This is a genomic window from Bacillus sp. RC242 (genome assembly GCF_044908245.1).
GTDB lineage: Bacteria > Bacillota > Bacilli > Bacillales > Bacillaceae_G > Bacillus_A > Bacillus_A mycoides.
In genome coordinates this window covers 25,170-38,089 of the sequence record NZ_JBIYCZ010000006.1, presented here as the reverse complement: position 1 = coordinate 38,089, position 12,920 = coordinate 25,170, and the positions used below count along the sequence as shown (strand labels likewise).

Genomic DNA, 12,920 nt, shown 5'->3' with positions numbered 1-12,920 from the left:
GTTTATGATTATTTGAAAGCTTTAGTTGCTTCAATTGCTTTTTTCCATCCAGCATATAGCTCTTCGCTTGTTTCCGCTTCCATCGTTGGTTCAAAGCGTTTGTCCATATGCCACTGTGCTTTAATTTCATCTTGGTTTTTCCAGTATCCAACCGCAAGACCAGCTAAGTATGCTGCACCTAAAGCTGTCGTTTCATTGATCACTGGACGCTCTACAGGAACGTCTAAAATATCACTTTGGAACTTCATTAAGAAGTTATTCTTAACTGCCCCGCCATCAACGCGTAATGTATTTAGTTCAATACCTGAATCTGCTTCCATTGCGCATAGTACATCTTTCGTTTGGTATGCTAAAGATTCTAGCGTTGCACGAATGAAATGCTCTTTCGTCGTACCGCGCGTTACACCAAACATAGCGCCGCGTACTTCACTATCCCAATACGGTGTACCTAGTCCTACGAATGCCGGTACTATGTATACACCTTCAGTTGATTCAACACGGCTAGCGTACACTTCGCTCTCGCTCGCATCTTTAAACATACGCAGGCCGTCACGTAACCACTGAATTGCAGAACCTGCTACGAAAATACTTCCTTCTAATGCGTAATTCACTTTACCATCTAAACCCCATGCAATTGTTGTTAATAGGCCATGCTCAGAAGCTACTGCTTTTTCGCCTGTGTTCATTAACATGAAACAACCAGTTCCGTAAGTGTTCTTCGCCATACCTTCACCGAAACAAGCTTGTCCAAATAATGCTGCTTGCTGGTCACCAGCTACACCTGCGATCGGTATATTTTGACCGAAGAAGTGATAATCAATTGTTTCTCCATATATTTCAGATGATTGACGTACTTCTGGAAGCATGCTCTTTGGTACTGTTAACATGTCTAGAAGCTCATCATCCCACTGTAAGTCGTGAATGTTAAACATTAATGTACGTGATGCATTTGAGTAATCTGTTATGTGCGCTTTACCGCCAGACAATTTCCATACAAGCCATGTATCAATTGTTCCGAATAATAACTCGCCATTTTCCGCTTTCTCTCTTGCACCTTCAACGTTATCTAAAATCCATTTTACTTTCGTACCAGAGAAGTATGCATCAATTAAAAGACCTGTTTTTTCGCGAACCATCTCGCTATAACCTTTTTCTTTTAACTCATCACAAATTTCAACTGTTTGACGAGATTGCCATACGATTGCGTTATAAATTGGTTTTCCAGTCGTTTTATCCCATACAACCGCTGTTTCACGTTGGTTTGTAATACCGATACCAGCGATTTGTTCTGGTTTTACATCCGCTTCACTTAAGCAAGTTGCGATAACTGCTAAAATAGATCCCCAAATTTCTTGTGCATTATGCTCAACCCAGCCTGGCTTTGGAAAATGTTGCGTAAACTCTTTTTGAGCTGAATGAACGATTTTTCCTTCTTTATTGAAAAGAATTGCGCGTGAGCTTGTTGTTCCTTGGTCTAATGAAAGAATATATTTTTTCATATCAGTTTCCCCCTATGCTACTTTTCTACTATTTGTAGTAGCTCCACTTTTTTTACTTGTCATATAAGAGATTGCTAGTACAATCACAGTTGTAATAATCACATAAATAAGTGCTGAATTTTGTTTTCCTTCAAATACAACTTGATGGAATAATCCTGCAAGTGATCCACCTAGAATTGGACCAACTACTGGGATCCATGCATACTTCCAGTTTGAACCGCCCTTTCCTGCAATCGGAAGGAAGAAGTGTGCAATACGCGGACCTAAATCACGAGCCGGGTTGATTGCGTATCCTGTTGTTCCACCTAATGATAAACCAATACTTACAATTAAGAAACCTACGATAAATGGATTTAAACCATCTGCAAATTTATTTGCTCCAATTGCTAATATACCAAATACTAAAACGAATGTTCCAATCATTTCACTTAAAAGGTTTGTAAATGTGTTCGGAATTGCTGGACCTGTTGCAAACACACCTAACTTTGTTCCTGGATCTTCTGTTTCTTTCCAGTGTGGTAAGTAATGTAAATATACAAGAACTGCCCCTATAATTGCCCCAATCATTTGTGCTGCGATATACATAGGTACATCACTCCATGGGAACGCTCCCTTAAAAGCAAGTCCTATCGTTAAAGCCGGATTCAAATGTGCCCCACTAATTGATCCAACTGCATACGCTGCCATAGCAACCGCTAGACCCCAACCCATTGTAATTACAATCCAACCAGAATCTTTCGCAAACGATTTCTTTAAACTTACACCAGCGCAAACGCCGCCACCAAGTAAGATTAACAACGCAGTCCCTATTAATTCCCCTAAAAATGCTGACATAAAATCCCTCCACAATCAATTTAAATGCTTTCGAAAAGTGATAGAGGTAAAATGAATGGCCATTCGTTTTTTTCAAAAGAAAAAGATCCACAGCTTACATGCTTCTATATAATATATATAGAAACAATAAAATGTGGATCTCTTCTTTTCTCCGTCACGTTTATTAACTTGTCTATAATGTTAACCCTTAATGAAAGCGGTGTCAACAGAATTTTTTCACATTTTCGTCACTTTTTTTGGTAATGTTTCCATAATTCTTTTTTCGATGTCGTAATTGCTGTCGCACCAGCATTTAACGCTCTTTCAACGTCTTCTACCGTTCGAATAAAACCACCTGCTAAAATTGGTACACCTGTACGCTCTTTCACTTCAGCGATTACACCTGTTAACGCACCAGGAAGCACCTCTATATAATCCGGCTTCGTCTTTTCTAGCAAATTACAGCTCTTTTCCATTGCGCTAGAATCAATTAAAAAGATGCGTTGAATGGAGACGACACCTTTTTGCTTCGCCTTCATAATTACGCTCGCCTTTGTCGATAATAACCCGTACGGTTTATATTCTTGGCATAAAAACTCCGTCGCATGCCCATCACTTTGTAATCCATGGATCAAATCAACATGTAAAAATACTTTTTTATTATGCTGCTTCGCAAGTGACACAACACTCTTCAATTGACCGACATGAATATCTAAAATAACAATATACTCATACGAACTATGTAATAGCTTTTCCAAATCTTTAATTTGCCTCACTGCCGGCAAAATCTTTTGCTCATGAAATTCCATTCTAAACGTCCCCTTCCTATCTATCCTTTATAGTACACAATTTAAGTGGAAAGAACAGCTAGTGTGGGGAATTTCTTTCATTACCTATATATTTCCTTCAACTTATCAGAAGCCATGCCACCTACAACCATTAATAGGAGCGGTAAAAAATTCATTACATATGGTGCATCTGCGACAATTGTAATGCTTGCTCCTGCAAACTTATTTAATGTCCATACAACGATTTTTGTAATAAACAAAAATACGCCCATCATAAATAGACTATCGAAAAACACCTTCCATTTTGGATACGCTAATTGCTTACTATCCTCTATTACTTTCTGCGTCAACTCTTCATCGCTCCTCAGCAACTCATCAATCGTAATACCGAACAGGTCACTTAGATGAATAATAATTTCAATGCTCGGATAGTTCTTTCCCGTCTCCCATTTCGAAACAGACTGCCTACTTACATGAATTTTTTCAGCCAAATCATTTTGCGACCAATTTCGTTTTTCTCGTTCCTCTTTTAAACGTTCACTAAAAATCATACTCTGTTTATCACCTCTCTACGTCTAGTATGGGCAAATAACTGATGAAGAGTAAAGCTAGTTATCGTTGCATAGGTTGTGCAACTTGTGCGTTACACTTTAAAATGGCGCCATTTCATACTCTATGTCATGCAGATTTCATATGTTTTTCTTCTATAATAATTTCCCGAACAATAATACAAATAACGAATACTAGTAAAGACAGGACTAGACATAAAAAATACGCCATTCCTTCCTATAGTTCTCCAGAAAGAATAACGCATATATCCATGTTTACTCATCCGTTTTCGGTTTATAAGAAAAACCCGGATATTTCACAACAGGCCACTTTTCTTTACGTAAAGAATCCATCAATTGCGGGCCAACATGTACATTACTTTCCACTATTTCTTTAGGAGTCAGTGCCATCCATTGATTTAACGATACATCTTCAAAACGGTTACTTTTAAACATCTCTAAAAACCATAATGTTTCATTGCCTGTGTTTTGAATATAGTGTCCAGTCGCAAACGGTACATATCCAACATCACCAGCTCTATAATCAAATGTACGAGCTGTACCATTTCCAAGAAACACCGTCATTCTCGCTTGCCCGGTAAGATAATATTGCCACTCATCATTATTCGGGTGCCAATGAAGCTCTCTCATTCCACCAGGCTCAATTTCAACGAGCGCTGCTGCGATTGTTTTGGAAATAGGAAAATTCGTAGAATCTACAATTCGGACGCTACCACCAGGAGTCTTAATCGGATTTTGTTTTAACAGTTCATGTTTAAATGTTAAAGGAACTTCTCCTTCTGGCGACTGAACTTCCTGATTTTCAAGCGAACCCGGTACCTCCCCTTGATAAATATAAACTTGATCTGAAGGAATGGAGTGAAAAGTACTTTCCGACACTCCGAAGTTAGCCGACAACACTTCTTTTGGCGTATGTGCAAACCAGTCAGAAATAGCTAAAGTAGATAGATCAGAAAAATGTCCATCATCGAAAACGAGCAGAAATTCACAATGTTCCAATCCTTGAATCGAATGCGGGATGCCAGGGGGAAAGTACCAAAGATCACCTGGACCAACGTCAGCAATGAAATTTCGCCCTTCTTGGTCAACGGCAGTTATGCGTGCCTTTCCTAAAAGCATATATGCCCATTCTGCTTGTTTATGCCAATGGAGTTCACGTACTCCTCCGGCCGTTAAACTCATATTTACACCAGCAATCGTAGTCGAAACCGGAAGTTCTCTAACAGTAATCTCCCGGGACCACCCACCGTGTTTTAAAATCATAGAAGTGTCTGAGAACGAAAATTTCAAGTTAGGAACTAAGCCAGCATCAGTTATAGGCGGAACGAGCATATTCGGATTTTGAATATCCCGCATAACATTACGAGGTCCAGAATCTATCGCACCAGCTCCATCGCTACGGATTGGCTGTGGTATACTCCCTCCCGCTTCATTAACAGTACGTTTTTTCATCATTACACTCCTTTTTCATCCGATTATTAAGTAAAAAGCCTCCAGCATAGTATATGAATTGGGCTTTGGATGGTTACTGTGACTATGGATACAAGGGGTTCTGCCTTAACAATCCGCTAAATCTTGATGCGATCTTAATTTAAAAGGGAGTATCCAGCAAACTAACATATAAAAAAGAAGAGAAATCCCTTTCTCTTCTTTACAAGTTTCTATTAAAGCAATACCGAATCTTTATCACTATCCTGATTCCGTTTCTCTCGTTCTTCTTCTAAGCGCTTCATATATACTTCGCCTTCTTTTTCGATAAAATCATTATCCATCTCTTGCTCTTTTTTCGAAGTATATAAAACCATGTAGCCACTTAGTACAATCCCAATGATTACAAGATAAATCCACCATGGTAAAGTTTCCACTTTCGTTCATCCCTTTCCTTAGACAAGCCTTATTAGTTTCACTTTATGAGGAAAGAAGTGGTTTTATGCTTAAAATTTTATTGTGGATTCTTCGCGAAGAACGCTTGTACATATTCCATAAACTCTATTGGTTCCTGGCGAAACGGTGCGTGGTATCCTTTTTCAATGATATGGAACGTACTATTTGCAAATAGCTCATGATACAGTTCACCATTTTTCCAAGAAACACTCTTATCGTGTCGTCCCCATATAATTAAAGTCGGTACCTTAATTTTATCTGCTTCCATCGCAATGCGGCGCTCTCTCATTTTCGTAAGCTGATCATAATGCTCTTTATCATCGCGACTATTTTTCACTTCATTTTTATTATAATCCGTAATCTCTGTTACAGTTTGTAAGTCTGTCGATAGTGGCGGCACTTCATAACTTTCTTTTTGCTGGAAAGACTCTATTCCTGTAGAATCCGCTAAAACGAGATGCGTTACTGCATCCGGATATAAATACGCTAAATTTAGAGACATCTCTCCGCCCATCGAATGACCAAGTACTGCGAATTGATCGTATCCGAGTTTCTTCATTAACTTATAATATAAATTCACTTGTGTGGGAAACGAATACTGAAAATCAATCGGCTTAGAAGAACGCCCAAACCCTAAAATATCAACCGCAATAATCGTATGATCCTTTACAAGTTCCGGATAAATATCATTAAACCCATCTGAAGAACCACCGAACCCGTGAAGCATAAGTAAGGGCGGTTTCCCCTCACCAATTTGCTTAAAATAAATCGTCTGTCCATCAATCTGCGCCATACTCTCTTTCGTATTTATCTTCATCATAACAGTATCTTTCACTTCTTCAACCTTCGCAATCGGCTTATCAACGAAGTTACATACTATTAACAAAACGAGTACAATACCGCTAATCATATAAAACTTAAACCGTTTCAAAATTCCCGTCTCCTTTCTCATGCTGCTATTTAAAGTTTTTACATTTTTTGGTTGTTTTATGTTCTCTTTTTAATTGTAACTACATCGGTTACAATTATATTAAAAAAATATTACTCAATGCCACTACTAATGGTCACTTTGTAACTATTATAGTTACATATAAAAAGTAAGTCAATTATTTTATCTGCGTTAACGGGCAGTCCGATTAGTGTGAGCTAATAATCAGTGTGAGATGAACCATCAAAAATTGTTTGCTCAGCGCTATTTGGTGCTAGCTTCCTTTGACTTGGTCGGACAATTGGATATCCGAAAGAAGGCTTGTTATCACTATACTTAGTGTCCCTTACTTCTTTTAGTTAATAAAAAACGCAAGCTTCTTTTGATTAGAAGTTTGCGTTTTTTATCATATACTTTATTTTTTCTCTTCACGAGCTAAATCGATTACAACATCTTTTCCATCACCATCTTTTAATAATACTTTAAAATGATTCACATTATCAAAAGTAGTAACATCAAACGTTTTCACCTTAATTACTTTCCCATTATCCCCAGCTCTTGAGTACCCCTTCAACGTTGACTTATATGTTTTCCCTTTTTCATCCATAAGAATAACACTATCAATTGTTTTTATCTGACGTTTTATTTCTTCCTCATCTCCAAAAGTATCACGTTCAAATGTAATACTTGTCCCTGTTGGTAGTACTTCTGCAGACACTATTTTTACAGACTCAGGTTGTTGTTTAGGAACAAAATGAATCTCTTGATTTCCTTTAAACTTCGAGTCTAATTTTATTTCCCCTTGCCACTTCCCTTGAATTTCCTTATTAAGCTGCATACCATTCTGATGCCAAACTTCTATATTTTCTTTTACAGTATTTGATTGAGATTCTGCTACTGTCCTGTAAGAAACATCTTTATTTTCTAATGGCGCAAACAAAGATATAGAACTAATATTAAAGTTTAGACTATCAATGTTATCAATTGAATTCATAGGATGGAATATTAAATTATAAGTTATTTCTCCCTCTTCTTCACCTGCCTGAATACTCCATTCGCTACCTCCCAACATCTTACTATTTTCATTTGTTAACCCTTCTGTGTATTCCGCCTTCTCTATATATCGTCCTTTATCATCTGTTAAATCGTACTTCATTCTTAAATCTGTCAATTTACTTATTAAACTTTTATCTTCAAATTTCAATTGTAAGGAAACTGCTATTTTAGATTTATCATACAGTACATTTTTAATTTGGATTGTAACCCCATTATCTTTCATCACATTATTCTCATCTACTTTTTGTATATACCCATTATCTGCCGCTTTTTGAACTCCCTGATCTTTCGCAAAAAAGAATTCCTTTACCACAGCTAATGCTGAATCACCATACACGCCAACTCCGACACTTGCTCCAACAATCGTTAACCCTGCTATCATTGCTGCAACTATTTTTTTATGGGAGGATGTTTGTTTTTGTTTCTTACTTTTTCTAATTTCTTCAAAAGCAAGTTCTTTTTTCTTCAAAACACTAGTAGGAATTGTTACATCATCATTTAATGCTTTTTCTAATTTATGCTCGAATTGATCATTCATTTTAAATTCCCCCCATTGTTTACATTCTCCCAGTCTTCTTTTAAATAATATTCTTTTAACTGTTGCCTTGCTCTATGTAGTCTTGATTTGATTGTTCCTTCTTTTTCATTTAAAATCTCTGCAATTTCTTTTGTTTTAAATTTATTTACATAATAGAGTACGATTACTAAACGATACTCCACACTTAAATAACTAAGCAGATTGTCAAATTCAAGCTTTTGTTCAATATTGTCTTTTACGATTTGATCTCCCTGTACTTTTCCATAATCATCCACATATAAAACTTTATTTTTTCGTACTATATCATTACATTTATTCATTAATATTTTCGTAATCCATGTTTTAAAATACTCTGGTTCTTTTACCCTTTTTAAATTTGTAAAAGCAGACAAAATTGTTTCCTGTATTGCATCTCCTATATCTTCTTCATTTTTCAAGCGTACTTTTGCCACCTTATAGATTTGTGGCATTAATATATCAATTACCTCAATAAAGGCTTCCTCATCACCTTTTTGAGCCCGCTTTATGAGCAGCTCCATTTTAAATTCCCCCTTAGAAATCTACCATTTATGTTTTATATAACTATTAGACTGTATATACTTTAAAATGGTTGCACGAAATTCTAAATAAAGTGAAACTTTAATCAGTGGGGGGTTCTTCATCCCCCCACTGATTATCAGTTGAACCAATCGGGCTTTTATGGGCAGTTGATCCCCCACCTAACTTCTTTGCTTTCCCTGAATTTTGAGGTGGGGGTCTTACTGCCCATTAAAGCGGGATAAAAATAACCTTGGCTCAGCGAATACCCGAACTAAGGTTACTTTAAGTACAATGTTCATGATTCTTATTATATCTCGGCTCAAGTTAAACAATAGGGTGTATATCAAAAATGTATTTCCTGAATACTGTCGAATTAGAACCATAAAAACAATCTTATTACATCAAAGTTAATTTAGAGCACATTATGGATACCTTAAAACCAAGACAGGTTTATGAAATAGTACACTTTGTTTCCACTCTTAATTTTCATATGATGAAAAAAGAGCGCCGAACAGACATCAGCACTCTTTTTCATCATCATCGTTATTTATGCAAAGTTGTTCAGCTATTTCTTGTACCCGTTCCATCGTTATTCCTTCTCTAAACTCCACTGCTAGAGGATGGTCTGTCGGTTCCAGTTCAATATAAGGACGAATACCATCTGCTCTCGGATGAACCATCGTTTTCAAGCTTACTGTCTCCAACTCATATGGTAAATCTGTCGAAAGCCAACCAAACATCGGCTCTAATAATTGTTGCTTATCCCAGAATTCATTCACCTTATCAAAATTCGCTTCGCTTAACGAAACCCATACACCCCATATGAAATGTTCATCTGTACCAATGATAGGAATTTCAATACTCCCTCGAATAAAGAAGTGTTCTCCATCCATCACACATAAATCATCGTTCATTTCAAATCTATCTTCTCGCTCTTCAGGTTCAGCATCATAATAATAAACAGGAGCTGATGATCCATAACTCGTTGGAATTTCTTCATGATATGTATCGCAGCATCTACAAGTATACCCACTAATTTTCGTCATTTTATTCCTCCATCAATTTCATACATACATTCTATCAAAATACTTATAAAGTGAAAATAAAAAAAGCAAGCAATTCCAGCTATCAGCTAAAACTACTTGCTCTTCTACTTATTATTTCTATTTTTACTCTTTAATAAATTCCTTCGTACTTCTCACTGTATCAATCGGACGAACTAACTTCTCAATTTCTTCACGCTTTGGCTCTAAAAACGGAGGTAAAGATAATTTCTCTCCAAGCGTTTCATAAGGCTCATCTCCCATAAAACCAGGGCCATCTGTCGCAAACTCGAATAAAATTTGCGGCGCAACTCTTGCGTATAATGACTCAAAGAAGTGACGATTTACATAACCAGATGAAGGGAGTCCAACTCGACTTAGTCGCTCAATCCACTCTTCTAATACAGCGCGATCCTCTACGCGGAATGCTGCATGATGCACTGTACCAAAACCTTGTTGTGCTTCAGGAAGAACCGTATTATGTTCTACAATGACAGAGGCACCGTTTCCACCTTCACCCACTTCAAATAAGTAGAACTCTCCTTCTTGAGCAATCTCTTTAAATAATAGAACTTTTTCTAGCACCTCTTTGAAATAACTAAAGTTCGCGATACGAATAAATACAGGTCCTAAGCCAGTAATTGCATATTCTAATGGGACTGGCCCGTCTTGCCAAGGTGTACCTGATTCCACGCCTTTATCAAATTCATCTGAGATCAATTGATAGTGTTGATCATCAAAATCAGCGAAAGAAAGAGTTTTCTTACCAAATTGCTCTTTAATTCCAGTATGTTTCACTTCAAGACGGTCAAAACGTTTCACCCAATATGCTAATGCCGCATCACTTGGAACTCGGAACGAAGTTTTTGAAATTTCATTTGTACCGTGTACTCCTTTCGGAACGCCCGGAAAGTCAAAGAATGTCATATCTGTTCCTGCACTACCTTTATCATCTGCAAAGAATAAATGATACGTTTGAATATCATCTTGGTTTACTGTTTTTTTAACTAAACGCATTCCTAAAACGTGAGTGAAAAATTCATAGTTCTTTTCTGCACTACTTGTAATTGCTGTAACGTGGTGTATTCCTTTTAATTGGTTCATTTTATATTCCTCCAATAGTTTTAATTTATATTTAACTGTTTTATTTTTGCTCGCTGGTCAACAAAGCGTGTATTTATAAAAGTAATCATTTCATTTTACTAGTCAAGTGATAGTTAAAAAAATAATTCAATGTGTAAAACGATTCGTCCGAAAGTAATAATTCCTTTCGTTACTTTCACTTTACAACTCAAATGATTAAAAAGCAAGTAAATTATCTTGAATTCGAGATAATTTTTAATATCTCAGTATTAGTTTAAAATGCTATATGTTTTGTGGCGTAATTATTTTCATATCTACTGGTAATAAAACCTTTTCACTCGCCAAAATAAATAGCCTACGATCAATGAACTAATCATAGGCTATTAAAATTCTTTAATAGTTAAATATCCTTACAATAACTTGTAATTTTAGCGAATAATTAATATTAGTAATTCTCTGTTTCATTAAATGATTTATTTTATCCCGCATTAACGGGCAGTAAGACTTCCACCTCAAAATTCGGCTGGAGCGAAGAAGTTAGGTGGGAGATCCCACTGCCCGTAAACGCCCGATTGGTGAGGGCTAATAATCAGTGGGGGATGAGCAAAACCCCCACTGATTATAGTTTCACTTTATATATTCCAAAAATCACTATTTATATCACTGTTATATTTATAATCAACCTTTTCTTTACCACATTTTTCGCACTTATAAATATTAGCTGTCCCAATCTGCCCTGTTTTAAAATTTTCACTATCCTGAGTTTTAATAAATTTATAATTGTGTATACATCTAGGTTCTCTTACTTTATCCATCCATTTTCCTAGCATAAAGTAATCACTCTCCTTAAAAGAATATTCCTACTACAACTCTATATTTAGAATACTCTACAAAAGATTTCCAATCAACGAACACGTTTTCTTGCATCACATGATATGTAAAAGAATTGTTTTGTTTAAGATCCGTTTTTTTATTAACAACAGACCCTCATCCATTAGCTTTACACGAGCTAATGCAATATAAATTTGCCGTATGATTTACATCTTTTTCTCTCATTATTTCTTTCCTCATCAAGGAATAAATAATGGTTTTTAAAGCTGTTTGCAGTGTCTTCCCTTATCAGGGCAATAAAAGATGGTGTGAAAACTTAATTTCACACCATCTTTTTAAACAATTTTATTGTCATGCCACACTTAATGAGGCCATTCTATTCACAATCTTAATTATGGAAAGTTGGCTTATAGAACGAACGATTATCAAGTGCAAAGACACGTTCTGTGTATTCGCCTGGTTTTGTACGTCCTAATGCGCGGTCCATCATGTTCATTTTTGCATCTAAGTTATCGATGTAGTGCAGAATTTCTGCTTCTTTTACTAATGGTGGTTTTGGGCTACCCCATTCTGCTTTTCCGTGATGGGAAAGGACGATGTGCTGAAGGATTAATACTTCTTCTGCATCGATTTGTAGTTCGTCTGCTGCTTTACCAATTTCGTTCACCATGATAGAGATGTGGCCAAGTAAATTTCCTTCTAACGTATACGTCGTAGAGATCGGGCCAGATAGTTCGAATACTTTACCAAGGTCGTGTAAAATAACGCCCGCATATAGTAAGTCTTTATCTAACGATGGGTATAGAGCTGATATAGCTTTCGCTAAATCTAACATTGATACAACATGGTAAGCTAGTCCAGATACGAACTCGTGATGGTTCTTTGTCGCTGCTGGATATTCTAAAAATTCGTTTTGGTGCTTATTTAATAAATGTCTTGTTAGACGCTGTATGTTCGGGTTTCTCATTTCAAATATGTATTGCGTAATTTTCTCAACCATATCTTCTTTTTTTATTGGAGCTTTTTCTACGAAATCCGAGATATCTGTTACTTCATTTTCATTCGCAACACGGATTTGTTTCACACGTAATTGAATACGTCCTTTGTAGTTTAAAATATCTCCAGCTACTTTAACGATTGTTTCCGCTACATATTGTTTCTCAACTTCTGGTGATACATCCCATAGCTTCGCTTCAATATCTCCACTTGGATCTTGTAAGATTACTGTTAAAAACGGCTTACCATTGCTTGCGAGACCTTTTGTCGCTGTTTTAATTAACAAGAAAACATCGACTTGTTCACCAACTTCATATTCTACAATTTTCTTTTTCATTCGAATTCCTCCACC

The 12,920-nt window shown here is 36.4% G+C and carries 13 protein-coding genes and 1 pseudogene; 1 reads left to right on the top strand and 13 read right to left on the bottom strand.

The features are described from left to right. Nucleotides 1-8: 8 nt before the first annotated feature. The 9 genes from glpK to ABH957_RS13120 form a co-directional block, all read right to left on the bottom strand. The gene (gene glpK, locus ABH957_RS13160; RefSeq protein ID WP_016094611.1) at nt 9-1,499 is read right to left on the bottom strand and encodes a glycerol kinase GlpK; all 1,491 of its coding nucleotides are present in this window, start codon (nt 1,497-1,499) and stop codon (nt 9-11) included. A gap of 12 nt (nt 1,500-1,511) precedes the next feature. After that, nucleotides 1,512-2,333: a glycerol uptake facilitator protein GlpF gene (glpF, locus tag ABH957_RS13155; protein WP_002030197.1), complete on the bottom strand. Its 822-nt coding sequence runs from the start codon at nt 2,331-2,333 to the stop codon at nt 1,512-1,514. Between the two features lie 227 nt (nt 2,334-2,560). Continuing rightward, nucleotides 2,561-3,121, bottom strand: a complete 561-nt coding sequence (gene glpP, locus ABH957_RS13150; protein WP_000394293.1) for a glycerol uptake operon antiterminator GlpP — start codon at nt 3,119-3,121, stop codon at nt 2,561-2,563. Between the two features lie 80 nt (nt 3,122-3,201). Next, nucleotides 3,202-3,651, bottom strand: a complete 450-nt coding sequence (locus tag ABH957_RS13145) for a helix-turn-helix domain-containing protein (RefSeq protein WP_404448183.1) — start codon at nt 3,649-3,651, stop codon at nt 3,202-3,204. Between the two features lie 273 nt (nt 3,652-3,924). Further along, nucleotides 3,925-5,121 (bottom strand): oxalate decarboxylase family bicupin, encoded by a 1,197-nt coding sequence (locus ABH957_RS13140; RefSeq protein ID WP_404511390.1) that lies wholly within the window; start codon nt 5,119-5,121, stop codon nt 3,925-3,927. 212 nt (nt 5,122-5,333) lie between these two features. Continuing rightward, nucleotides 5,334-5,534, bottom strand: coding sequence for a sporulation YhaL family protein (locus ABH957_RS13135; RefSeq protein WP_002087191.1), 201 nt, complete (start codon nt 5,532-5,534; stop codon nt 5,334-5,336). A gap of 77 nt (nt 5,535-5,611) precedes the next feature. After that, nucleotides 5,612-6,484 (bottom strand): alpha/beta fold hydrolase, encoded by an 873-nt coding sequence (locus ABH957_RS13130; protein ID WP_215560241.1) that lies wholly within the window; start codon nt 6,482-6,484, stop codon nt 5,612-5,614. 412 nt (nt 6,485-6,896) lie between these two features. Further along, nucleotides 6,897-8,075, bottom strand: a complete 1,179-nt coding sequence (locus tag ABH957_RS13125) for a DUF4179 domain-containing protein (protein ID WP_404491255.1) — start codon at nt 8,073-8,075, stop codon at nt 6,897-6,899. After that, nucleotides 8,072-8,614 (bottom strand): RNA polymerase sigma factor, encoded by a 543-nt coding sequence (locus ABH957_RS13120; protein WP_404511388.1) that lies wholly within the window; start codon nt 8,612-8,614, stop codon nt 8,072-8,074. Before ABH957_RS13120 ends, ABH957_RS13125 begins: the two co-directional genes overlap by 4 nt. 301 nt (nt 8,615-8,915) lie before the next feature. Between ABH957_RS13120 and ABH957_RS13115 the strand changes: the two are divergent. Beyond that, nucleotides 8,916-9,075: pseudogene (locus ABH957_RS13115) on the top strand (IS4 family transposase); the annotation flags it as partial. Nucleotides 9,076-9,133: 58 nt separating this feature from the next. Here the strand turns inward: ABH957_RS13115 and ABH957_RS13110 are convergent. From ABH957_RS13110 to yhaM, 4 genes are all read right to left on the bottom strand, one after another. Further along, nucleotides 9,134-9,661, bottom strand: a complete 528-nt coding sequence (locus ABH957_RS13110) for a DUF2199 domain-containing protein (protein WP_404448173.1) — start codon at nt 9,659-9,661, stop codon at nt 9,134-9,136. Between the two features lie 123 nt (nt 9,662-9,784). Next, a complete protein-coding gene (locus ABH957_RS13105; RefSeq protein ID WP_404448170.1) occupies nt 9,785-10,762 on the bottom strand; it encodes a ring-cleaving dioxygenase in 978 nt (325 codons plus the stop codon). Between the two features lie 611 nt (nt 10,763-11,373). After that, the gene (locus ABH957_RS13100) at nt 11,374-11,571 is read right to left on the bottom strand and encodes a hypothetical protein (RefSeq protein WP_002150116.1); all 198 of its coding nucleotides are present in this window, start codon (nt 11,569-11,571) and stop codon (nt 11,374-11,376) included. Nucleotides 11,572-11,960: 389 nt separating this feature from the next. Further along, a complete protein-coding gene (gene yhaM / locus ABH957_RS13095) occupies nt 11,961-12,905 on the bottom strand; it encodes a 3'-5' exoribonuclease YhaM (RefSeq protein WP_002011096.1) in 945 nt (314 codons plus the stop codon). Between the last annotated feature and the right edge of the window lie 15 nt (nt 12,906-12,920).